Annotated in this window: 21 protein-coding genes; 9 read left to right on the forward strand and 12 right to left on the reverse strand. The window is 56.0% G+C overall.

The features are described 5' to 3' along the window. Positions 1-2: 2 nt before the first annotated feature. The 3 genes from DSD30_RS07300 to DSD30_RS07310 form a co-directional block, all read right to left on the reverse strand. Complete coding sequence (locus DSD30_RS07300) at positions 3-1,931, reverse strand: ABCB family ABC transporter ATP-binding protein/permease (protein WP_280955304.1); 1,929 nt, start codon at positions 1,929-1,931, stop codon at positions 3-5. A gap of 73 nt (positions 1,932-2,004) precedes the next feature. Continuing rightward, positions 2,005-2,370 (reverse strand): ArsR/SmtB family transcription factor, encoded by a 366-nt coding sequence (locus DSD30_RS07305; RefSeq protein WP_114009000.1) that lies wholly within the window; start codon positions 2,368-2,370, stop codon positions 2,005-2,007. 207 nt (positions 2,371-2,577) lie between these two features. Next, a complete protein-coding gene (locus tag DSD30_RS07310; RefSeq protein WP_114009001.1) occupies positions 2,578-4,284 on the reverse strand; it encodes a LysM peptidoglycan-binding domain-containing protein in 1,707 nt (568 codons plus the stop codon). Between the two features lie 348 nt (positions 4,285-4,632). Here DSD30_RS07310 and DSD30_RS07315 point away from each other — a divergent pair, with 348 nt between their 5' ends. Both DSD30_RS07315 and DSD30_RS07325 read left to right on the forward strand, forming a co-directional pair. Beyond that, on the forward strand, positions 4,633-5,244 hold the full coding sequence (locus tag DSD30_RS07315) for an LOG family protein (RefSeq protein WP_114009654.1): 612 nt from the start codon (positions 4,633-4,635) through the stop codon (positions 5,242-5,244). 202 nt (positions 5,245-5,446) lie between these two features. Beyond that, positions 5,447-5,908 carry a DMT family transporter gene (locus DSD30_RS07325; RefSeq protein ID WP_114009003.1) on the forward strand — a complete coding sequence of 154 codons (462 nt, stop codon included), beginning with the start codon at positions 5,447-5,449 and terminating at the stop codon, positions 5,906-5,908. Here the strand turns inward: DSD30_RS07325 and rarD are convergent. The 3 genes from rarD to cysS all read right to left on the reverse strand — a co-directional run bounded on the left by rarD (position 5,905) and on the right by cysS (position 10,066). Then, positions 5,905-6,840: an EamA family transporter RarD gene (rarD, locus tag DSD30_RS07330; RefSeq protein ID WP_114009004.1), complete on the reverse strand. Its 936-nt coding sequence runs from the start codon at positions 6,838-6,840 to the stop codon at positions 5,905-5,907. The genes DSD30_RS07325 and rarD overlap by 4 nt on opposite strands. 87 nt (positions 6,841-6,927) lie before the next feature. Next, the gene (cimA, locus tag DSD30_RS07335; protein WP_114009005.1) at positions 6,928-8,514 is read right to left on the reverse strand and encodes a citramalate synthase; all 1,587 of its coding nucleotides are present in this window, start codon (positions 8,512-8,514) and stop codon (positions 6,928-6,930) included. Between the two features lie 151 nt (positions 8,515-8,665). Further along, complete coding sequence (cysS, locus tag DSD30_RS07340) at positions 8,666-10,066, reverse strand: cysteine--tRNA ligase (protein WP_114009006.1); 1,401 nt, start codon at positions 10,064-10,066, stop codon at positions 8,666-8,668. A gap of 160 nt (positions 10,067-10,226) precedes the next feature. Between cysS and DSD30_RS07345 the strand changes: the two genes are divergently transcribed. From DSD30_RS07345 to DSD30_RS07365, 5 genes are all read left to right on the forward strand, one after another. Continuing rightward, positions 10,227-10,595, forward strand: coding sequence for a hypothetical protein (locus tag DSD30_RS07345; RefSeq protein WP_114009007.1), 369 nt, complete (start codon positions 10,227-10,229; stop codon positions 10,593-10,595). A 491-nt stretch (positions 10,596-11,086) separates the two neighbouring features. After that, positions 11,087-11,383: an ArsR/SmtB family transcription factor gene (locus DSD30_RS07350; protein ID WP_114009655.1), complete on the forward strand. Its 297-nt coding sequence runs from the start codon at positions 11,087-11,089 to the stop codon at positions 11,381-11,383. 118 nt (positions 11,384-11,501) lie between these two features. Further along, on the forward strand, positions 11,502-13,016 hold the full coding sequence (gene pabB, locus DSD30_RS07355; protein WP_114009008.1) for an aminodeoxychorismate synthase component I: 1,515 nt from the start codon (positions 11,502-11,504) through the stop codon (positions 13,014-13,016). Continuing rightward, positions 13,013-13,585, forward strand: a complete 573-nt coding sequence (locus tag DSD30_RS07360; protein ID WP_114009009.1) for an anthranilate synthase component II — start codon at positions 13,013-13,015, stop codon at positions 13,583-13,585. The genes pabB and DSD30_RS07360 overlap by 4 nt, the downstream gene beginning before the upstream one ends. Beyond that, complete coding sequence (locus tag DSD30_RS07365) at positions 13,578-14,468, forward strand: aminotransferase class IV (RefSeq protein WP_114009010.1); 891 nt, start codon at positions 13,578-13,580, stop codon at positions 14,466-14,468. The genes DSD30_RS07360 and DSD30_RS07365 overlap by 8 nt, the downstream gene beginning before the upstream one ends. A 17-nt stretch (positions 14,469-14,485) precedes the next feature. On the opposite strand, the gene DSD30_RS07370 is transcribed toward DSD30_RS07365, so the two are convergent. Beyond that, entirely contained in the window at positions 14,486-14,992 is a 507-nt protein-coding gene (locus DSD30_RS07370; RefSeq protein ID WP_114009011.1) for a CreA family protein, read from the reverse strand. 374 nt (positions 14,993-15,366) lie between these two features. Between DSD30_RS07370 and DSD30_RS07375 the strand changes: the two genes are divergently transcribed. After that, positions 15,367-16,935 carry a SulP family inorganic anion transporter gene (locus tag DSD30_RS07375; RefSeq protein WP_114009012.1) on the forward strand — a complete coding sequence of 523 codons (1,569 nt, stop codon included), beginning with the start codon at positions 15,367-15,369 and terminating at the stop codon, positions 16,933-16,935. A gap of 86 nt (positions 16,936-17,021) precedes the next feature. Here the strand turns inward: DSD30_RS07375 and DSD30_RS07380 are convergent, their stop codons facing one another. Next, a complete protein-coding gene (locus DSD30_RS07380) occupies positions 17,022-17,501 on the reverse strand; it encodes a flavin reductase family protein (protein WP_114009013.1) in 480 nt (159 codons plus the stop codon). Positions 17,502-17,882: 381 nt separating this feature from the next. On the opposite strand from DSD30_RS07380, the gene DSD30_RS07385 reads away from it, so the two are divergent. Next, positions 17,883-19,043 (forward strand): DUF2865 domain-containing protein, encoded by a 1,161-nt coding sequence (locus DSD30_RS07385; RefSeq protein WP_157967606.1) that lies wholly within the window; start codon positions 17,883-17,885, stop codon positions 19,041-19,043. On the opposite strand, the gene gltX is transcribed toward DSD30_RS07385, so the two are convergent. From gltX to DSD30_RS07405, 4 genes are all read right to left on the reverse strand, one after another. After that, positions 19,003-20,343, reverse strand: a complete 1,341-nt coding sequence (gltX, locus tag DSD30_RS07390) for a glutamate--tRNA ligase (RefSeq protein WP_114009015.1) — start codon at positions 20,341-20,343, stop codon at positions 19,003-19,005. The genes DSD30_RS07385 and gltX overlap by 41 nt on opposite strands. Positions 20,344-20,382: 39 nt before the next feature. Beyond that, positions 20,383-22,095 carry an NAD+ synthase gene (locus DSD30_RS07395; protein ID WP_114009016.1) on the reverse strand — a complete coding sequence of 571 codons (1,713 nt, stop codon included), beginning with the start codon at positions 22,093-22,095 and terminating at the stop codon, positions 20,383-20,385. A 65-nt stretch (positions 22,096-22,160) separates the two neighbouring features. After that, positions 22,161-22,472 carry a DUF2834 domain-containing protein gene (locus DSD30_RS07400; RefSeq protein ID WP_114009017.1) on the reverse strand — a complete coding sequence of 104 codons (312 nt, stop codon included), beginning with the start codon at positions 22,470-22,472 and terminating at the stop codon, positions 22,161-22,163. 130 nt (positions 22,473-22,602) lie between these two features. After that, positions 22,603-23,985, reverse strand: coding sequence for a class II 3-deoxy-7-phosphoheptulonate synthase (locus tag DSD30_RS07405; RefSeq protein ID WP_114009018.1), 1,383 nt, complete (start codon positions 23,983-23,985; stop codon positions 22,603-22,605). Positions 23,986-24,139: the final 154 nt, after the last annotated feature.

Below are 24,139 nucleotides of genomic sequence, written 5' to 3' on the forward strand. Positions count from 1 at the left end.
ACTTATTCCGCCAATTCCGTCTCTTTTTCCGGAAATGAGCCGTAGCCCTGCCGTTCGAGATCTTCCACCTTGCGCAGCTTCTCTTCGGCTTCGCTTGCTTCGCGCTGACGATCCCACATCGAGGCGTAAAGACCCTTCTTCTCGAGCAGCTCCCCATGGCGTCCGCGCTCGCGAATACGCCCTGCTTCGAGCACGATGATCTCATCGGCATTGATCACCGTGGACAGGCGGTGGGCAATGACAAGGGTCGTGCGATTGTTCGAGACCTCATCAAGGGCCGACTGGATTTCCTGCTCGGTATGGCTGTCGAGTGCCGAAGTGGCTTCATCAAGCACGAGGATAGGCGGTGCTTTCAGGATGGTTCGAGCAATCGCCACGCGCTGCTTTTCACCGCCCGACAATTTCAGACCACGCTCGCCCACTTCTGTCTCGAAGCCTTTCGGCAGGCTGGCGATAAAGTCGGACACCTGCGCCATCCGCGCAGCGTCTTCAATCTCGGACCGGTCCGCATCCGGACGACCATAGCCGATATTGTAAAGAAGCGTTTCGTTGAACAGCACGGTATCCTGCGGCACCATGCCAATTTGGGCGCGGAGGCTATCCTGCTGCACGGCACGCAAGTCCTGCCCGTCGATGGCAATCGAACCATCGATCACATCATAGAAACGGAACAGCAACCGTGAGATGGTCGACTTGCCTGCCCCCGACGGCCCGACAATCGCCACCGTCTTGCCCGCAGGCACCTCAAAGCTGATGCCCTTGAGAATGGGTCGATCAGCATCATAATGGAAATGGACATTATCAAAGCGAATAGACCCGCCATCAACGGCCAAACGCTGCGCATCCGGTTTGTCCTGCACTTCTTCAGGTTGACGCATAAGCTCGAACATGGCTTCGAGATCCACCAAGCCTTGCTTGATCTCTCGATGCATCGACCCAAAGAAGTTCAAGGGCGGTGCCAACTGCATCAGGAGCGCATTGATCAGGACAAAGTCGCCGACTGTATTCTCACCTTTCATAACGCCCCAGGCCGACAGCCCCATGCACAGCGCCATGCAGGCAGAGAAGATCGCAGCCTGACCAAAATTGAGCCATGCCAGCGACACCCACGTTTTGATCGCCGCCACCTGATAGCCGGCCATTGACTTATCGAACCGGGCCGCTTCAAGCTTCTCGTTGCCGAAATACTTCACGGTCTCGAAATTGAGCAGACTGTCGACAGCCTTCGAGGTTGCCTCATTGTCGGACTCGTTCATCTTGCGCCGAATATCGATCCGCCATGCTGTCACCTTGATGGTGAAACCAACATAGAGCGAGATCATCACAACCACGATGATCACATAGACAAAGTCGAACTCATAGGCGATGACGGCCGCCATCAAGACAAACTGCATCAATGTTGGAATGGCATGCAGGATCGTGTGGCGGACCACCCCTTCGATGGCACGGGTGCCGCGTTCAATGATCCGCGACAAAGCCCCGGTCCGCCGCTGCAAATGAAAGCGCAGAGACAGGCGATGCATGTGCTGGAAGGTTTCATAGGACAGATTACGCACCGCATGTTGCCCCACCCTGGCAAACAGGGCATCGCGCGTCTGATCGAAGGCGACATTGACAATCCGCCCTGCCCCATAAGCAACAACCAGCAGGATCGGCACGGCAAGCCAAGCGGCCACCCCCACCCCATCAGGCGCGGAAGGATCCGCCAACTCATCGGTTGCCCATTTGAAGAAATACGGTGTCAAAACGTTGATCACCTTGCCGATCAACAAAGCGGTAATAGCCAGCGCCACGCGGCGTTTCAGATCAACCCGGTCAGACGGCCAGATATACGGCCAAAGGTTGCGCAGGGTCTGCATTGCGGAAGCCTCTGCATCGACACGGCCGATCTTCTCGGCTGTCGGGGCAGCGACATTGGGTGTTTGCACCATGTTGTGGTCCTAAAGCGGTTCGGTCTTCGAGCCTGCGACCACCCCACAAAGGGCAGCCACCACACGAAAAGGGTCAGGAGACGTGTGACGCAGAATCGAGAGATTGGAAGAATTGCTCGCTCTGGCTTTTCAGCAAAGCGATGCCTTGTGCGTTGAGTTTGTAGTGGGAATGCTGACCGCAGGCCTTATGCTCGATAAAGCCTGCCTCGCGCAGCACTTTGAGATGTTGCGAAACGGTGGATTGCGCCAACGGCAACTCGGAGCAAATGTCACCGCAACAGCGATGATGGTCGGCAGCCAACCGCGTCAGGATCATCAATCGAACCGGATGCGCCAAGGCTTTGTATAGTTGCACAAGCTCGCCATTCGGGTGGCAGCAACGATGCCCGGCCGCATCGACAGGCAACCCGGTCCGAGAGCAAATATCCTGATCTGTCACGCGCGTCCCCTTGAAGATCTGGCCACATGAGTCTTATCGTTTTTTTTCGATGAATAACAGAGTCTAGATCACCTCGCAAGGATCTATCGTAAAAAAACGATAAAACGACAGTCAGCAAAAAGCCCGCCAGAAGGCGGGCTTAATGGAATTTGTTGAATCAAATCCTGAATCTCGAAAGACCAGAACTGACGAAAAAGAGATGCTCAATCAGCCACCATTGGCAGGGCTATTCGCTGTGGCGTCAGCGCCATCCATTGCATCCGCGGCACCTTCGGGAGGCGCTTCGACCGCATCAAAATTGCGTTCCCATCCATCTTCACCTTCCGGCAGTTCAAACACCTGGCCCGGATAAATCAGATTCGGATTGCGGATCTGTTCGATATTGCCGTCATAAATGGTGGAATAGCGAATCCCTGCCCCATAGACGCGACGTGCGATCTCCCACAGATTGTCACCACGGCGAATGATCACCTTCTTGGTCTTAACAGGCTGAGATGCAGCCGGCGTTTCGCTGACTGGGGCTGGTGTATCGCTCGTCGCACCAGCAGGGTCGGCTTCGGCCACCACAGCAGGTTTGCTTTCACTCTCAACCGGTGCAGATGCCTTTTTGGTGAACACGACTTCGGCCCGTTTGGCGACAACGCCACGCTTGGTGTCGAGCAGATCGACGCGCGCACGATGCTCCCCGGCATTCAGTTTCAGCTTGCCATCAAACAAATAGCGCCCGGTCTCACCACTGCGCTGATCGGACACCGCACGATTGTCAACATAAAGACGAACAATCGACCCGGCAGGCTCCGCAGCCCCGGCAATGAACAGAACATCGCCTTCAATCTCGACCGCCTCGATCGAGACGAGTTGATTGGATGACGCTGCCTCTGGGTCCACCTCTTTCGGCTCCTCGGCAGGCTTTTCCTCTTGCTTGACCATCTCGGCGGCAGAGTCTTCTGACTTCACCTCAACGACAGGCTCGACAGGTGCCTTGGCTTCGTCCTTCGCCTCGCTCATCACAGCAGTCGGTTTCTCAACCTCTGGCTTGGTCTCTTCAACTGGCGCTTTGGCTTGCTCGACAGGAGCCGCAGGTGTGTCATCGTTTGCTGCCTCGACAGCAGGATCCGAGGCCTCGGAGGTCGCAGGGTCAGCTGCCTGAGCCGTCTTTTCTGGCTCAACCGCTGCCTCTGGTTGCGCAGGCGCGACCATTGGCTCGGTCTTCGGGGCTTCTGCCTTTGGTGCCGCAAGCTTTGCCAGCACCTTGGAAGCCTGACCTGGCGCTGTCTCAATAACCAGCAACTCACCGCTGCCATCTTCCGGCAGGGCTACCGTTACATTGCTGGTCGATGCTACCGTGTTGGCACCATCTTTCGAAGAAGCCATCAGCGACAAATCAGAAACGCCCTGCTCCAGCGCTTCAGCAAGAAGCATCACCCAGTCACCATTGGCATCGGCAACTGCCTTGGCAAGCGTCTCTTCGCCATTTTTCAGCTCAACCAGCCAGCCCGGGCTGGCCTTGCCAGCAACAAGAGTCTCCCCATTGGGCTCGACACGAACCACATCGAAAGAAGGGGCCGGTGCCTCGGGTTTGGCCTCGGATGTGACGTCCGGTTCTGCCGCCTTTGCCGGCTCTGTGGCCGCTGGCTCGGCATCCGTCGGTTGATTATTCTCGGCAACCTCCTTGACCGGTGCGGGCTCAGGCTGTTTTGCCTCGGGCTGCACAGCTGGCTTTTCGTCGGTTTTCGGCTCGTCCACGTCTGGAGCCTTGGCCGCATTTTCTAACGGCATGGCAGTTTCGGTCACGGCGGGTTTTTCAGGCGTCGTCTTGTTTCCCAATCCCAATTGATCGGCAAAGACAAACACACCGAGAGCAACGGCAATTACGCCACCACCAACGGCCATCAAAAGAGCAGCAGGCTTCATAGTTCCATCACACTTGTTTGACGCCACTTTTGGCGTCGGTCCATCCAGACTATCGTGTCACTTAAGAGATTGCACAGGGCTATTAGATACTACCGCCCATTATCATTTTTGTCGTTAGCACAGAGCCTTGTTCAATCTGCTTAAAGAGCGCGAAAGCGGCGGATTCCTTTTATTTGCCAGTTTGGATTAACCTGTTTTTCCCTGTCGGGCAAGCAATTGCCCCTTGCAACTGGCCGGAATCTGGCGATTTGCGCCCAGAATGACACCGAAACCGCTCCAAATACCATTGCGTGGGGAAAGCGGCGCAACTTTCTTGACCCGGCCCCCATCCAATGCGACACAGATTTCATGGCAAAACTTGAAAAAATCTGCGTTTATTGTGGCTCTGGCCGTGGTAACGATCCGGCCTATGCTCAGGCCGCTGAAACCCTCGGCCAAAGCATGGCGAAAGCCGGTATTGAGCTGGTCTATGGCGGCGGCTCGGTTGGCTTGATGGGCATCACGGCCAAAAGTGTCCTCGACCATGGCGGTCGGGTCACCGGCATCATTCCGGGCTTCCTGCAACAGCGCGAGGCAATGCTCGATGATGTGCAGGAGTTGATCATCACCGAGGACATGCATGAGCGCAAACGCATGATGTTCAATCATGCTCAGGCCTTCGTCGCCCTGCCCGGCGGCATCGGCACTTTGGAAGAGCTGGTTGAAATGCTCACCTGGGCCCAGCTTGGGCGTCACAAGAAGCCCGTTCTGCTGGCCAACATCAACGGCTTCTGGGATCCCCTGACCGTGCTGCTCAATCATATGCGCAATGAGGAGTTCATTCGCGACGGCATGGAAGTTGGTTTTCTGACTGCAAGCAGAGCCGAGGACATCGTCCCACGACTAATCGAAGCGGCTGCCGCAGTGCCGGACAGCGCCATTGGCGTGGGTCATGACAGCGACGATTTGAAACGACTATGATCGCGCTGTGATCCTTTGGACTAATTTTGCGATCCTATCCACCGCAAACGATGCCTTTTCTGCATCAAATTGATATGGCGCATTGGCCGCGCTGGTTTCGTGGTCTATGCCGAACCCGGGCACAATCGACCGATTGCTGCCGCCTTGAAGCAGCCCGCAATGTCTGGCCGCGATCAAGCCCCCGAGACAGTCGAGAACGATCATGAACCAGTTTGCCCTGATGGGCACCCTTTCGGCCCTCGCCGTTGGCATTTTTGTCGGTGTGCAGGGGATTTTTGCGGCACGTATGAGCATGGCAGACAATGCGATCAGCACCGGCCTTGTCATTCTGATTGCCGGCGGTTTGCTCGGCGCCTTTTTCCTCACCCTGCTCTATCCGACCGGTAATTTCACCGTCGCCCCGCTCGACATGTCCCGCATCGGCCTGTCACTGATTGGCGGTTTGGCAGGTGTGGTGATTGTCACGGGCTCAGCTTATGCCTTCGGCCATGTCAGCCCTGCTGCCGCCGTGCCATTGATCATCTTTGGCCAAATGGCCCTCGCTTTGCTGGCCGACAATTTCGGCTGGACCGGACAGGAGCCGCAGCCCATCGACATGCGCCGCATTGGCGGTCTGGTCATGCTGGCTGGTGCAATCTGGCTACTGCTGCCCAAAAACAACTAGACTTGCAGAGGTGTCGGTTTCTTCTTCTGTCGGCGCGACGCCGTCAGGGCGTCATAGCAATAAATCAGCACCGACAACCAGATCAGAGCAAAGGTAACGAGCTTGCTCGTCGAGACCGTCTCACCCAGCACGAACACCGCCACCAGAAACTGGATAGTCGGGTTCATATATTGCAGCACGCCAATGGTCGCCATCCTCAGGCGTTGCGCTGCAGACGAAAACCATAGCAGCGGCAGATAGGTCACAAGGCCCGTCAGCAGCAGAAACATGGTTGTCTTGGTGCCATAACCGATCAGATGCCCCTCGCCCATGCCATGCACATAAATAAGAAAGCCGATGGCAAAGGGCGAAATCAGGATCAACTCGATCAGCAGACCGAGATTGGCCCCCACAGGCACGATCTTGCGCAAATAGCCATAGATTCCGAAGGTCACGGCCACCGTCATCGAAACAATCGGCAAAGTGCCAAGCAAGGCGAGCTGCAAGCCGATGGCAACCACCGCCAAGCCGATCGCCACGCCTTGCAAGCGAGACAACCGCTCGGACAGCATCACATATCCCATTGCCACATTGACCAGAGGCACGATGAAATAGCCAAGACTGGCTTCCGTTGCCTGTCCGTTGCTGACTGCCCAGATGTAAGTCAGCCAGTTGACCGAAATCAGCACGCTGGTCGCCAGCAGGATCAGCAAGGTTCGCGGGGTGCGAAAGATCTGCCAGACCTCACCCCAACGCTTGCGCCAGACAAAAAACAGCGACAGAACCAGCAGCGACCAGCCAACCCGATGTGATACCACTTCCATCGGCGGCACATGGGACAGATGAGCATAAAAGAGGGTTAGAATCCCCCATGACCCATAGGCACCGATGGCCGCCAACAGACCCAGCCGCGTCTCCCGTTGGGACGCATCGTCACTCTGGACGCTGGCCATGGGCGATGGCCCGCCGCTATCTTTTGGCAGTTGAGACACAGGGTCCTCACTTTATCCGAGCAGACCGAACCCCGGCCCCTCACGCAGTCATGAATATTTGAAGAGCTTGTAGGTGACAGAATCCACCAAAGCTTGGAAAGAAGCATCGACAATATTCTCCGAAACACCCACTGTAAACCAGCGATGTCCCTGCCCATCCCGGCTTTCGATCAACACGCGGGTGATAGCGCTGGTGCCACCATTCAGGATGCGCACCTTATAATCGACCAGCTCCAGATTTTCGATCTTGTCCTGCAAGGTGCCCAGATCCTTGCGAAGCGCGATATCAAGCGCGTTGACCGGACCTTGCCCTTCGGCCACCGACATGCGCGTCTCCCCATCAATCTCGACCTTAACGACCGCTTCGGACATGGTCACCAGATCGCCCATCGCATTGTAGCGGCGCTCGACGACGGTGCGGAAACTTTCCACCCGGAAATAATCCGGCACACTGCCCAGATGCCGCCGCGCCAGCAATTCCAGCGACGCGCCCGCCCCCTCATAGGCATAGCCTTCCGCCTCGCGCTGCTTGACGATGGCCAACAGGTCCGGCAAACGCTTGTCTTTCTTGTCGACTTCGATCCCCATCCGGGCCAATTCATCGATCAGGTTCGACAGGCCTGCCTGATTGGAGACCAAAACCCGGCGGCTGTTACCCACCTGTTCCGGCGCCACATGTTCATAGGTATGCGGGTCTTTGAGGATAGCCGAGGCATGGATGCCGGCCTTGGTCGCAAAGGCACTTTCGCCCACATAAGGCTGATGCCGATCCGGCGCTTCATTGAGCAAATCATCAAACTGGCGCGAAATCATCGTCAGGCTTTTCAAGCCTGTGTCGTTAACGCCAACTTCGAAACGATCAGCAAATTCCGGCTTCAATTTCAAGGTCGGGATCAAGGTCACCAGATTGGCATTGCCGCAGCGCTCACCAATGCCATTCAGCGTGCCCTGAATCTGCCTCACCCCACCGCGCACCGCTGCCAACGAGTTGGCCACCGCCTGCTCGGTATCATTGTGGGCGTGAATGCCAAGATGGGATCCCGGCACATGCTGCGTCACATCCTGCATGATTTCAAAGACTTCATGCGGCATGGTGCCGCCATTGGTATCACACAACACCACCCAGCGCGCGCCGGCCTCATAAGCGGTCTTGACGCAGGCCAGAGCATAGTCGCGATTGGCCTTGTAGCCATCAAAGAAATGCTCGCAATCGACCATCGCGACCTTGCCCGCCGCAATCGCCGCCTTCACCGAGTCGGTGATGCCTTCGAGATTTTCCTCATTGGTGCAGCCGAGCGCCACGTCAACATGATAGTCCCAGCTCTTTGCCACATAACAGATGGCATCGGCGGAAGAATTGATCAGAGCCTGCACGCCGGGGTCATTTTCCACCGACCGCCCGGCCCGCTTGGTCATGCCAAAGGCGGTGAAGGTTGCCTTCTCCGTCCGCTTCTCGGTGAAAAAAGCATCATCCGTCGGATTGGCACCGGGATAGCCCCCTTCCACATAATCCACCCCAAGCTCATCAAGAATGCGGGCAATGACAATCTTGTTCTCAACGTTGAAATCAAGGCCGTTGGTCTGAGCACCATCGCGCAGCGTGGTATCGAACAGATAGAGACGTTCTTTGGTCATTGATTTGGGTCCTGAATTGCAGTCTGGTTGGTGTTTGCGATCGTCGTTTGGGCTTTTAGAGCCCGCAATTGCCACCCACCCCTTATTGTCTTTGTTTCCGGAAGGTGGGTAGAGAAGAACCCGCAATGACGCCATTGCGGGTTCCTTACATTCAGTCTTTCAGGGTCCAGCTTGTTTCAAACTGCCCCGTTTCTTTATTCTTGGAGTCTTTCAAGGCCACACCCATGGCGGCAAGCGTATCGCGCAGCTCATCAGACTTGGCAAAGTCCTTGTTGTTGCGGGCATCCAGCCGCTCATCCACCAGCGCCTGAATGGCTGTTTCATCCACCTTGGCGGCATCCGCCGGACGCCAGCTGGCCCAGTCCTTCGGATCTTGCGCCAACACACCGATCAATTGCTGCAGGCTGGCCTTCAACCGTGCCGCTGCCTCGCGATCCCCGCCTTGCGCTTTGCTGCGCAAGCCATGCAGTTCGGCAATCGCCTTGGGCGTATTGAGATCGTCGGCCAACGCGGCAATCACGGCTTCATCTGGTACGGATGCCTCGACATCAGCCGTCAGGGCATACCATTGATCAAGGATTTTCTTGGCTTCACGCACCCCGTCCGCCGTCCAGTTGAACGGCTTGGCATAATGGGTGGTCAGCAAGGCCAGCCGGATCGCTTCCCCCGGCCAATGATCGATCAGGTCATGCACGGTGGTGAAATTGCCAAGCGATTTCGACATCTTCTCCCCTTCCACCTGAACAAAGCCATTATGCATCCAGACCCGAGCCATGGTGTGATTGCCATGGGCACAGCGAGACTGGGCGATCTCATTCTCATGATGCGGGAAGGTCAGATCGATCCCACCCCCATGAATGTCGAACTCTTCACCCAGATGCTTCTCGCTCATGGCAGAACATTCGATATGCCAGCCCGGACGCCCCGCGCCCCACGGGCTCGGCCAGCTCGGCTCGCCCTCCTTGGAGGGCTTCCACAAAACGAAATCCATCGGATTGCGCTTGTAAGGGGCCACTTCGACTCGCGCGCCAGCAATCATGTCGTCGATGGAGCGACCGGATAATTCGCCATAATCCTTCATCGTATCAACCGCAAACAGCACATGGCCTTCGGCAGCATAGGCATGGCCTTTTTCGATCAGGGTGCCGATCATCGATAGCATTTCATCGATATGCTCGGTCGCCCGCGGTTCGATCGTCGGGCGCATGGCGCCCAATGCATCCATATCCGCATGATAGAGCGCCGTTGTTTCCTCGGTCAGCTCGCGAATGGAGATGCCGCGATCGGCCGCCCTGGCATTGATCTTGTCATCCACATCGGTGATGTTGCGCACATAGGTCACATGCTCGGCCCCATATGTATGGCGCAACAGACGAAACAGCATGTCAAACACCACGACCGGACGGGCATTGCCAATATGGGCCGTGTCATAGACGGTGGGTCCACAGACATACATGCGAACATTGTTCGGATCGATCGGCTCGAAAGCCTCTTTGCGCTTTGTCAGGCTATTGTAAAGCGTCAGCTTTGCTTGTTCGGCATGTTTGGTCATTGACCCATTCCCAATCTGTATCTGCAATTCGTGCAGAAAAAGTCTTCAATTTCAAACGCATCGTTACCTTGGCGCGGCCCGGAATGCAAAATACCGGACATGCCAGAACAACAACCGCACATCGGGCGTTGGCCGGAAATCGTTTCAAGATATTGTAGGGATGAGCGAAACGGCTCCAGCCAGCGATATGCTAGTGGATAATAATCGAACCAATAATGCAGCAGTTGGTAGGACGATCCGTTTTCATGGCCGCCACAATGGCCAAATTGTCGTGGCGCGTCAACCGTCCAAAGCCGCCAAACAGCAGAATAAAGCGCGCTATCCACGCATCAACCCGCAATATCTGCAAGATGCCGCGCAACTTTGGAACCGAAAACGGACGAGAAAGCGGTCAGAAAAAATGGTTTTACACATCCAAACCATCACCATTCATCAACATGAACCGAAGATGAATGATCACCTCAGACTTCGTTCAGCCCGCATTTCGTATGGTGTTTTCATCAATCAGGATCACAATGGTTCGGCTTGATGAGACCTTCATTTTCGCCACTCACACTGGCAATCGAATACGGCAAAGAACCCATCCCATGGGCATTTATGCCCGAACCAGTCGCACCCACTCTTTGCCGCATGGAAGCTCCTGACTTCATTGTCAGGAGCTTTTCCATTTTCAGACAGGGTGATTCTGTTTATCATGAACAACCGGGTCACGTTCTTCACAGGCAATCAATTTCCTGCGCGATAAACTGAATAATCGTTTAAGCTTCCAACGTCCAATTGCTTAGTATTTGTAACTAGGGCTGTCCAAATTGTGGACCAATGACCACAAAAAATGACGGGAATCCGCGAAAACAGCTTCACTCGACTAAGCCATCGGTATAGTAATGTCCCAAGATGACCGGAGACCTATTGTCACACGACACCAAGGAGAAGGAGGGGTATGGCGGACAAGCGGACTAAAAAACGTCCGAAAAATCAGTCTACCCAAGAGCTCCCGGAGCTAGAGACCCTGACATGAATATGAACATTCAAGACCTGGAAAAAAATTCAGAAGAGGCGGCAGGATTTCTAAAACTCCTTGCATCCGGCCCTCGTCTCCTCATTCTGTGCCAACTTATTGATGGCGAACAGAATGTCGGCACCCTTGCCGAGAAAACCGGCCTGCGCATGACAACCGTGTCCCAGCACATGGCCCTGATGCGCGCCCAAAGCGTCGTCACGACCCGTCGTGAAGGCACCACGATCTACTATTCCCTCGCCAGCCCGGTTGTCGAGGAAGTGCTTTCGGTCTTGCATAAGAGCTTCTGTCAGCCTTAGGATCAGCCGCATCACATCCACGCAAGAGCCGAAAGGTCTGATTTAGATCTTGAGGACAGCATCTGTCGAAATGGCCACAGGTCTGACGACAGATGCCGACAAGGTTTGACCGAAGTCCATGTTCAGCAACGATCTCGGGGCACGACCTTCCCCGTTTATCAAGGAAATTGCTCCGCCCTCTCTGGCCCGGTGCCTGACAGCCCTTGCCGACTTGCCCCATGTTGCTTTTCTCGACAGCGCTGCCCCGTCCGGCAAACTGGGACGCTACTCCTATTTGGCGGCAGATCCCTTCGGCATTCTTACCTCCCGTGATGACAAGGCCTTCTGGAACGGCGATATACTGCCGGATGCCCCGTTGATCGCACTGCAAAAGGCCCTCGACACGCATCAACTGACTTCGGTAGAGGCAGACATTCCGCCATTTCAGGGCGGCGCCATCGGCTATTTCGCCTATGAAGCGGGCCGTTTGCTGGAGCATTTGCCAACCACCAGCCGAGATCAAGACCGACTGCCCGATCTGCATTTGCCCTTTTATGATGTCATTCTAGCGGTCGACCATTTTGCCGATGGTCCGGATGCAGCACCGCGTGATCGAGCCTGGATCCTGTCGTCCGGCTATCCGGAGCGGGGAGAAGCCCGCGCCGCACGCGCCCGTTTGCGGCTAAAATGTTTTCGGGATCTGCTGCAAAACCCGAGCAACCCGTCAAACTCGAACGACACCCCACCCGCAATCACCGGCTGGCGCTCCAATTTCACCCGACAGGCTTTTGAAGCGGCTATTGAGAAGACCCGTACCCATATCCGCGATGGCGACATCTTTCAGGCCAACATCACCCAATGTTTCAGCGCTTGCTTGCCAGCAGGAGATGCCGCCTCCCCCCTTGCCTATTATCTCCAGCTGCGCAGGCAAAACGCTGCCCCCTTCGCCGCCTATCTGGACTGCGGCGATCATGTGATTGCCTCCAGCTCGCCGGAACGCTTTGTAACGCTGGATGCGAAAGGCTGTGTCGAGACACGACCGATCAAGGGCACGGCCCCACGGGATTTGACCGACCCCGCCCGTGATGCTGACCATGCGGCGACATTGCAAGCCAGCGACAAGGACCGAGCCGAGAACATCATGATCACCGACTTGATGCGCAACGACCTGTCACGGGTTTGCAAGGCCGGAACGATCAAGGTGCCGGACCTCTGCACCCTCGAAAGCTATGCTAGAGTGCATCATCTGGTCTCCTCTGTCACAGGTGAGATGAAAGAGGGGCTGGGAGCCGTCTCCCTGCTGGGTGCAACCTTCCCCGGTGGGTCCATCACAGGCGCACCAAAAATTCGCGCCATGGAAATCATCACAGAATTGGAGGACCTGCCGCGTGGCGTCTATTGTGGTGCCATCGGCTATCTTGGCTTCAATGGCGCAATGGATACCAACATAGCGATCCGCACCGTGACCTTCCGCGATGACAAGGTGCAGTTTCATACGGGTGGAGGCATCACGATCCTGTCTGATCCCTCTGCGGAATATGAGGAATGCCTACACAAAGCCGCTGCCCTTTTTCGCGGTTTGGGTACCTCGGTTGAAGCGGAACGAGACACGATTGAAGCCCGAAGCAAGCCTGTGGGTCGGGACGGTTCATGATCCTCATTCTCGACAATTATGACAGCTTCGTCTTCAATCTGGCCCGCTATTGCGAAGAGCTGGGCGAGCAGGTCGCCATCTATCGCAACGATGCCTTGAGCCTTCATGACATTGCTCGCCTTGACCCAGATGGCATCCTTTTGTCTCCGGGGCCGGGAAGACCGGAGGATGGCGGCATCATGATCGACCTGATCAAGTCCTTTTCCGGTCGCATCCCGATCCTTGGCATCTGCCTTGGCCATCAAGCCATTGGCGCGGCCTTCGGTGGCACCATCACCCACGCAGCTGAACCAATGCACGGCCGATCCAGTCAGATTTCCCATGATGGCAACGGCCTGTTTGCAAACCTGCCCAATCCCTTGCGCGTTGGTCGCTATCACTCGCTGGTCGTTGCTCCGGACACGGTCCCTGATATGCTGCGCATCACCGCCCGCTCAAAAGCGGGAGAAATCATGGCGCTCTCCCACCGGACCCACCAGACCCATGGGCTGCAATTCCATCCGGAATCGATCCTGACCGATCATGGCCACGATTTGCTGAAGCATTTTCTGGAGGAGCTTGATGACTGACCCGCATTCCGGCTTTACAAAAGCCGTCTGGATCGATGATACCCTTCTGCGCGGCGAAGAGGCCACAGCAGCAAAGATCGCACTCGACAATCGCGGTCTGTTGCTCGGCGATGGAATCTTTGAGACCTTGCCAATCCTCAAAGGCGCACCAATTTGGTGGCCAGAACACCGCAACCGCCTGCTGACCAGCGCCCATCGTCTTGGCATCGCGCAGAAGGCGGCGGCGCTAGACGCCATCGTTCAGGAGCTGAGCCGTGTCAACGCGCAAACCAATGCCATCCTGCGATTGACCGTGATCCGCACACAGGGTGGGCGTGGTCTTGTGCCCGCAGAAGCAAGCCCCGGCTTCGCCTTTGCCAGCGTGGCCCCCTATCCCGACAGCATGGCCTTTGACTGCCTCAGCCTGATCACCAGCGCCATCCGCAAGAATGAAGGCTCCCCCTCTGCCAGTCTCAAAAGCCTCAATTATCTCGATCACATATTGGCGGCAAAAGAGGCATCACAAGCAGGCGCAGGCGACGCCCTGATGCTCAACAACAAGGACAAGGTTGCCTGCACCACCATCGGCAATGTCTTTGCCGTCTTTGGCAACAATCTCGTCACCCCGCCGCCCCAAGATGGCCTACTATCAGGCATCCTGCGCAGCAAGGTCCTTGCTTATGCCGCGAATATTGGGTGCGAAGCGAAGGAGCAAAGCCTCACCCTCGACGACATGAAAAAGGCTGATGGTGTCTTTCTCACCAACAGCCTTCGTATCGTTCGCAGGGTCAACCAGCTGGATGACCATATTTATACTGCCTCAGACGAGGACATCATCGCGCAGCTGCAAGCCCTCTTTCGCCGCATCTTGACGGAAGCAGTCCACCCGCTCGAGGCACGCTAAAGGGTAGGCAACCAAACCTATTTCAGCCAGTCACCACAGCGCGACGCCTCATTGTTGCCCCAAGGCATGATCGGCACGGTGGAAGTGGAGTTTTTCGGGCTGCCTTCAATCAGCTTGTCCGAATAAATCAAGTAAACCAGCACGTTGCGTTTGGAGTCACAACCGCGCACGATGCGGGTTTTCTTGAACAGAAGCGACCGACGCGTGCGGAACATTTCGTCCCCTTGCTCAAACTTCTCCTTGAAAGAAATGGGACCAACCTGACGACAGGCCAGCGACGCATCGGAGACTTCCTCAGCCACACCAAACATCCCTGAAATGCCACCTTTTTCCGGCACGGTGAAGTGACAGGCAACCCCGTCAATCAGAGGGTCGTCAATGGCATAGGTTGCCAATTTGTGATCCGGGGTCAGGAACTTCCAGACCGTCGATTTCTTGAAAATCAAGTCCGGCCCGTCAGCAGCCATGGCTGACGTAACCCCAAGTGCCAGCGCAAGGCAGGCCCCCATCAATGAACGAAACATAGTCTAATCCTGTTTTGCTACTGGTTTGGCAGTATCGACTCGCATAATGCTTGCATCTGATAAACAGGCCGATATGGCCGGTTCGTCAATATTCGCACGCGAAAGCGAAGTCCCTTATTGGTTCAGATATAAGTCATGCAGATCAAATTGCGACCCTGAGATAGGCAAGACAAGAACAAACGCACAGCCATGAGGCAGTTTCATTGCAGCCATGCATGAAATTCGGGCGTTCGCGGCCTTGCAATACACACATCAGTCCGTTAGAAGAATTCTAAATTAGTTGATTTACGTATTCGCCGACCACATTGCTCGGCTTGAATGCCATTTCCCGAACAGGAACCCTTATGACAATGGAAACCGCTACCCCGACGGGTATGAGCGCGCGCCTAGCCAATATGATGTCCCCAAAACAGCTCAAGACAGACACGCTGTCCGGTCTGACTGTGGCTTTGGCCCTCGTACCTGAAGCCGTTGCCTTTGCCTTTGTGGCGCAGGTCCATCCACTGGTCGGCCTCTATGCTGCCTTTATCGTCGGCCTGATTACCGCTTTGTTCGGCGGTCGTCCGGGCATGATTTCCGGTGCCACTGGCGCACTGGCCGTCGTGATGGTCTCGTTGGTCATCAATCATGGCGTGGAATATCTGTTCGCCACCGTCGTGCTGATGGGCTTGCTTCAGATCACCGCCGGCATCATGCGTTGGGGCAAATTCATCCGCATGGTGCCCCATCCGGTGATGCTCGGCTTCGTCAATGGCCTTGCCATCGTCATCGGTCTGGCACAGCTGTCCCAGTTCAAGGTCAAGGATGCCGCTGGAGAGTTGGTCTGGATGACCGGCACCCCCCTTTACACCATGCTCGGCCTTGTGGTGCTGACCATGGTCATCATCTGGCTTGCGCCTAAGGTGACCAAAGCAATTCCCGCCCCTCTGTTGGCGATTGTAGGCGTCTCCATGCTGGTGATTGGCCTTGATCTCAATATTCCGCGTGTTGGCGATCTAGCCACCATCGCCGGCGGCCTGCCTGAATTCCACATTCCAATGGTTCCCTTCACCCTTGAGACCCTGAAGATCATCTTCCCTTATGCAGCCATTCTGGCGGCCATTGGCCTGATCGAAAGCCTGCTGACCCTTAATCTCGTGTCGGAAATGACTGACACCCATGGGGGAGCCTCCAAGGAAAGCATCGCACAGGGCGCAGCCAATGTCGTCACCGGCTTCTTTGGCGGCATGGGCGGCTGTGCCATGATCGGTCAGTCGATGATCAACGTGAAATCCGGCGGCCGCACCCGCTGGTCCGGCATTTCCGCAGCCCTGTTCCTGCTGTCCTTCATCCTCTTTGCCTCGGGCCTCATTGAACAGATCCCGCTCGCGGCTCTGGTCGGCGTGATGTTCATGGTTGTCATCGGCACCTTCGCGTGGCGCAGCCTCAAAATCATGCGCGGCATTCCCCGCCATGACGCCTTCGTCATCATTCTTGTGACCTGCGTCACCGTCTATTCCGACCTTGCTGTCGCCGTGGTCGTTGGTGTGATTGTTTCCGCTCTGGTCTTTGCCTGGGAAGCCGCCAAACGCATCGACGTCAAAGTCGGCGTCGAAGAGCATGGCTGGAAAGTGTATGAATTGCACGGCCCGCTCTTCTTTGGCTCTGTTGCCAGCTTTCAAGAGCTGTTCGACCCGAAAAGCGATCCCGAGGATGTGGTTATCGAGTTCAAATCTGCCCGCGTCTGGGACCATTCCGCGCTTCAGGCCATAGACAGCCTTGCCACCAGATATGACGAACAAGGCAAAAAGCTGCATCTGCGCCACTTGTCACCGGACTGCCGCGAGTTGCTGCAAAAAGCCGACAAGTTCATCGAAGTTTCGGTGATTGAAGATCCCAAATACCAAGTGGCCGTCGACTATTCCGAATTGTTCGGGAAAAAGCACGGTATCGCTGCCAACTAAAACGCTGCTGTGTGGCAAAGCCAAACAAAAAGCCTCTGTCGGATTGAGATCTGACAGAGGCTTTTTCGCAGGCTAAGAAATGGTCTTTAAAGAGCAGAGCCAAGGCTCTTGTAAGCGCCCTCATGATAGAGCAAAGGTGCGGCGTCCCGTTTTGTGACCGACAGCACCCGTCCGATCAAAATGATATGGTCACCCCCTTCGACAATCTGCTCGACCTTGCAGTCAAAGGTCGCAAGAGCCCCATCAAGCAACGGCGCACCGGTTCCCCCCGCCTGCCAGTTGATGCCATCAAAACGATCCTCGATCATCGCGGCAAAGCGATTGGAAATCTCCATCTGATCTTCGGCCAGAATACTGATGCCGTAAAAACCGCTCTCCGCAAAAACATCAAGCTGATGGGACTGCTTATTGAGGGACCACAGAACCAACGGCGGATCCAGGGAGACGGAGTTGAAACTGTTCACGGTCAGGCCATGTGGCTGACCATCCTTGTCCAGGGTAGCGGCAACCGTGATGCCTGTGGCAAAGGTGCCAAGGGCCTGGCGAAATTCAACATCCGTGATCATCAACTTTTCCGTTCGTCTTGGCGACTGGTCGTAGCCGCTTTGCTCCTCAGCCCATATTACGAACCAGAAGCGCCATTGGGATTTGTCGCTCTCTTAGCGCACTTTCCCCAAGGGGAAAAGGGGCATCAATAGAAAGACTGATGCCGGAGACAGAACGTCGCCCCCCACACTGCCTGTGAGTGTCTTGTCACTTTTGATCATGGCATTTGCATGTGAAACTGTTTGATGAAACAAAAGGACAATAATTTCGCCTCATTCTGGGGTGATTCTGGATTCAAATCAGCAAAAGGGTGCTGTCGCTCTCATTGCCTGAGCGCCCTTCCCTGCCCCAACCAGCAAGAGCCCTTACCTGCGGGCCAAAAGACGTCCTGAAAGCGGATGATGACCTTGACGCTGCGAACCAAGATTGCCGGATTGACCTTTGCGCTGATGACGATATCGGCGGGTGTGATGAATGCTCCGAATGCCAGCGCGCAGACCGTGTCACGGGTCACCATTGCCCAGCATTGCGCCCAACTGGAGGGCGAACTGGCCCGGATGCAACGCGCCAAACATTCCCGCTCCAACCGCAATTTCGAGAAATATGACGCCGCCGTCCACAAGCAGCTGGCACAGCTGGACAATGCCAACCGCTTGGCCAAACGGGACAGCTGCACCGGTCGGCGTGGTTTCCTGTTTCGCCGCTCGCCAAAGGCCAGTTGCCCGGCTTTGTTGAAGCGCATTGACAAGATGCAGCGCAATCTCGCCGCTCTGGAGCAAAAGCGCGCACGCTATGCGCCATCAGCCCCGCAAGACAATGGTCTGGAAAAAGCCCGCATCCTGCGTGAGCTGGGCAATGCGGGCTGTGGCCAGCAATATGACCGCTTTGCTCGCGCCGAACCAGTCCAAAAGCGCCGTGGCCTGTTTGGCTCGATTTTCCGCACCCGTGAGAGCAATCTCAGCAGACAATGGGGCTATGATGATCGGGACATCCCGGAAGTCGGCACCTATAAGACGGTCTGCGTTCGGGCCTGTGACGGCTATTTCTTCCCGGTCAGCTTCTCCACCACCCAAGGCAGCTTCGAGCGTGATGAAAATACCTGTCAGTCACGCTGCCCCGGCGCCGATGTTGAGCTGTATATCTATCAAAATCCCGGCGAGACGCCCGAGGACATGCGATCCCTGAGCGGACGCCCCTACAATTCGCTCGAAACAGCCTTCCTCTATCAGAAGGAATATGTTTCCAATTGCAGCTGTCAGGCCCCGCAAAGCCAACTGGCTTCGATCGCTGGCGACAGTGCCCCCTCGCTGCCGACAACACCGGCCAACCCGGCCATTCGGCCAGAGCCTGAAAATGCAGCCCCCACAGGTCCAATCGTGCCACTGCCAATGCCCAAACAGAGCATCATGGTTGACCCGGACACCCGTGCCGCCCAGCGCTTGGGGGTTGCCTTTGCGCCTTACAAACCACCAGAGGTGCGCTCCGACAAAGGCGTCGTGCACACCGCTGATGGTCGCTCCATCAGGATAGTCGGTCCGAAGTTTTTTGGTACCCAAGAATAGGCAGAAAAGCCGCCAGTTCTGGTCCATGGGACCGTCCGGTCAGGGCCACCCGCAGCGGCATGAACAGACCTTTGCCCTTGCGCCCGGTCTCGCTCTTCACCGCATTGGTCCAGGCCTTCCAGGTCGTACCATCCCATGGCTCATTGGGCAGCAATTCCAAGGCCTTGGCATAAAAATCTGAATCATCTTCTGATCTGGCAACCGCATCTTCGGGCAGGCCTTTGTCAACAATATCCCACCAGCCCTTGGCGTCGGGCAGCCGCTCGATATTGCCACGCACGGCGAGCCAGAATTCTTCGCCACCCGCAACGCCCAAAGCCGCCAGACGGTCGCTCACCTGTGCATAGCTCTTCTCATGCAGGATGCGCGCATTGAGGTGCCCAAGGTCGGCCATATCGAATTTCGATGCATTGCGCGACACCTTATCAAGGGCAAACAGATCAGCCAGCGCCTGCATATCAGCAAGCGGCTGCACCGGTTCGGAGGTTCCGATCAGAACCGCAAAAATCGCGACCGACAAAGGCTCGTAGCCCTCGTCTTTCATGGTGCGGATCGACAGGGACCCAAGACGCTTCGACAGTCCTTCGCCGGTCGCACTGGTCAGCAAATTGTGATGGGCAAAGCCCGGAGCCTTGCCGCTAAGCAATTCAAACAGCTGGATCTGCACCGCCGTGTTGGTCACATGGTCATCACCGCGGATCACCATGGTGACGCCCATATCAATATCGTCAATCACCGATGGGAGGGTATAAAGGTAAGTGCCATCTTCGCGGATCAGCACCGGATCGGACACGCTGTCGCATTCAATGCTTTGCTCACCGCGCACACCATCTTGCCAGGCGACGGTCTTGTGATCGAGCAGGAAGCGCCAATGGGGCCGACGGCCTTCGGCCTCAAAGCCGGCTTTTTGTTCCTCTGTCAGCTCCAAGGCGGCCCGATCATAAACCGGTGGCAAGCCACGGGCTCGCTGGCGCTTGCGCTTGCGGTCCAGCTCATCAGCTGTCTCATAACAGGGATAAAGCCGTCCCATAGCCTTCAGCTTCTCGGCCACTTCATCATAGGTCGCCATCCGGGCCGACTGTTTTTCCACCCGGTTAGGCTTGATCCCAAGCCAGTCGAGATCTGCTGCAATACCGTCGGCATATTCCTGCCTGGAGCGTTCCTGATCGGTGTCATCAAACCGCAGGATGAATTGCCCGCCGCTTTTGACAGCGGTCAGCCAATTGATCAGCGCCGTACGCGCATTGCCAATATGAATATTGCCCGTCGGAGACGGAGCGAAGCGAACGATTTCAGCCATCAGGCGATCTTCCTTTAAAGTCTGGAAACGGTCGGAACGTCAGCTGCGGTCCCGGAAGCCGTTGGTAATGGGGTAGCGGCGGTCGCGCCCGAAATTCTTTTCCGACAATTTGACCCCCGGCGCCGACTGGCGGCGCTTATATTCAGCGATATAGAGCAGATGCTCGATGCGATGGACCAGAGCCTTGTCATGACCCCGTTCGACAATCTCATCGACCGCCATTTCCCTCTCGACCAGACATTCAAGAATGTCATCGAGCACCGGATATTCCGGCAAGCTGTCCTGATCTGTCTGGTTCTCGCGCAATTCTGCCGTTGGAGCCTTGGAAATGATGTTGGTCGGGATCACCTCACCACCCGGCCCCATCGTCCCGTCCGGCTTGTTGGCATTGCGCCAAGCAGACAGGTGATAGACCTGCATCTTATAAAGATCCTTGATCGGATTGTAGCCGCCATTCATGTCGCCATACAACGTCGCATAGCCAACCGACATTTCGGACTTGTTGCCGGTGGTCACGACCATATGGCCGAATTTGTTGGAGATCGCCATCAGGATGGTGCCACGGGCGCGCGACTGGAGATTCTCCTCCGTCACCCCTTCCGTCGTGCCGTCAAACAGGCTTGAGAGGGCATGAGCAAAGCCATCCACCGGCTCGGCAATGTCGACAATGTCATAGCGCACGCCAAGGGCTTTGGCACAATCAGCCGCATCCTTGAGGCTTTCCTCCGAGGTATAGCGATAGGGCAGCATCACACAATGCACCCGGTCCGCCCCCAAGGCATCCACGGCCAAAGCGGCGCATATGGCAGAATCAATCCCCCCCGACAGGCCCAGAACAACACCGGGAAAGCGGTTTTTGTTGACATAATCGCGCAAGCCCAACATGCAGGCAGACCATGCGCCGGCATCACGATCCATCACAGGAACGATCGGCCCTTCCAGCCGCCAACCCTGCTCCCCGCGCACAGCGGTTACCACCTGCTGATCCTCGGCAAAGCCAACCATTTGTGTCGCCAGCGAGCGGTCTGCATTCAAGGCAAAGGACGCGCCGTCAAACACCAACTCATCCTGCCCGCCAACCTGATTGACATAGATGAGCGGCAATTCGGTCTCGACCACCCTCTGGACCGCCACTTGCTGGCGAATGTCCCATTTGTCGAGATTGAACGGCGACCCATTTGGCACCACAAGGAGTTCAGCACCTGTCTCCATCAGGCATTCGCAAACATCGCTATCCCAGATATCCTCACAAATGGGCACACCCACAGCCACGCCCCGAATGGACATCGGCCCCGGCATCGGCCCGGCAGAAAAAACCCGTTTCTCATCAAACACGCCATAATTGGGCAGATCGGCCTTGTAACGCACGGTCTGGACTTCGCCATTATCAAGCAGGCAAACCGCATTATAGAGCTTGCCATCATGCACCCACGGCGTGCCGATCAGGATCGCTGGTGCATCGCCTTCGGTAACCTCTGCAAGCTTTTCGACTTCCGCCCGACAGGCCACCTGAAAGGCTGGTTTCAACACCAGATCCTCTGGCGGATAGCCAGAAATGAACAACTCGGTCAAGACGAGGCAATCGGCCCCCTGCTCTGACGCGACCGTATGGGCGGCCCGTGCTTTGGCAGCATTGCCAGAAAGGTCGCCCAAGATCGGATTGAGTTGGGCAAGGCTGAATGTGAGCTTATCGGTCACGCGCTTTATTCCTGTCTTGGAAGCAGCACCGGAACTTGCCTGCACGACAGGCATCCATTCCGAGCTGCAGACACACGACCCGGCAATTGCCGGGCACAATCATCTCAACAATGCAAGGCTTACGCCTTACTCTCTCTCAAGAAGAGATATAAAGGCAGCGCCAACGAGAATCCAACGCAAAGTGTCGCAGGCAGAACCAACCACCAGTTTCTCACACTCAGTTGGCGCGCATCGACAAAGGACCAAACCCAGAAAACGAGGATCGACAGACTGATATCCACGGTCAGTCCCTTGGCCACAGCAGTGGGGGCCATCTGAGCAAAGAACAACGCAAAGTCAGCGCCGTGAGAGGAAAAGAAATCAGCGAAATGGACCCACGGCCAAAGCGTACCAACCAAACACATCAACAGATAAAATCGAGCAAGGGTCATATCAATCTCCAGATCTTTGTTGTCTTTTACTGCTTCCCGATCAGGCCCGTTCACCCAAAAGCAAAAGGCACAACAAAAAAAGCCTGACCGTTAAGTCAGGCTTTTTGTATTATTAGCAGGATCAAATTGATCACGCGACGTTGGCAGCAGCCTGTTTGCGCTCTTCCCGGTCTTTCTTGATATTGTCGGCAATCAGGAAGGCCAGCTCAAGTGCCTGATCGGCATTGAGGCGTGGGTCACAAACGGTGTGGTAGCGATCGGTCAGATCATCTTCAGTGATCTCATGCGCGCCACCAGTGCATTCGGTGACATTCTTGCCGGTCATCTCCACATGGATACCACCCGGATAGGTGCCTTCAGATCGGTGAACCGCAAAGAAGCTCTCGACTTCTTTCAGGATCCGCTCGAACGGACGGGTCTTGTAGCCATTGTTCGCCTTGACCACGTTGCCATGCATCGGATCACAGGACCAGACGACCTTTTTGCCTTCCCGTTTCACGGCCTTGACCAGAGCAGGCAGGTGATCAAAAACCTTGTCTGCACCAAAGCGGGTGATCAGGGTCAGGCGGCCAGCCTCGTTGTCCGGGTTCAGCACGTCAATTAGACGCAGAAGATCGTCCGGATCAAGCGACGGGCCACATTTCAGACCGATCGGATTTTCGATGCCACGGAAGAATTCCACATGGGCATGATCGATCTGGCGGGTGCGGTCCCCGATCCACAGCATGTGGCCGGAGGTGGCATAATAATCGCCAGACGTCGAATCAACCCGGGTGAAGGCCTCTTCATAGCCAAGCAGCAAGGCTTCGTGGCTGGTGAAGAAATCGGTCGAACGCAGTGCTTCCGTCTGCGATGGCTCCACCCCACAGGCGCGCATGAAAGCCATAGCCTCGGTGATGCGATCTGCCAGTTCCTGATAGCGGTGGCCTTGTGGGCTGTCAGCAAGGAAGCCCATGGTCCATTGATGGACATGATCGAGATTGGCAAAGCCACCCTGCGCGAAAGCACGCAACAGGTTCAGCGTCGCCGCTGACTGCCGGTAAGCCATCTCCATCTTGTGCGGATCAGGGATACGGGCGTCTTCGGTAAAATCGATGCCATTGATGATGTCGCCGCGATAGCTTGGCAGTTCCACACCGTCAACAGTCTCTGTCGGCGAGGAACGCGGCTTGGCGAACTGCCCTGCAATGCGGCCAACCTTGACCACGGGCGATGCGGCGGCAAAAGTCAGCACCGCAGCCATTTGCAGGAATACGCGGAAGAAATCGCGAATGTTGTCAGGGTGATGCTCTGAAAAGGCTTCGGCGCAATCGCCACCTTGGAGCAGAAAACCATCACCTTCAGCAACCCGGGCCAGCTGCTTGCGCAGTTTGCGGGCCTCGCCAGCAAAGACCAAAGGCGGATAGGTTGCAAGGCGACCTTCAACAGCGTCTACTGCCTCCTGGTCGGGATAGTCCGGAACTTGCAGGATCGGCATCGACCGCCAGCTGTCCGGGGTCCAAGTCTTGCTCATAGTACCCTCTTTTTCTTTACTGAGTGCCAGGAAAACCTGGCGGACAAAAAGACCGGCCCCAAGCATTCATCCGATATCAGGCCGGTCGAAACGTTGTTATACACATCTGAACTACACGTTTCCATAGATGTAAGCGCATAAACAGGAAAAGTCT

Origin of the sequence: Cohaesibacter intestini, from assembly GCF_003324485.1 — a bacterium.
Lineage (GTDB): Bacteria > Pseudomonadota > Alphaproteobacteria > Rhizobiales > Cohaesibacteraceae > Cohaesibacter > Cohaesibacter intestini.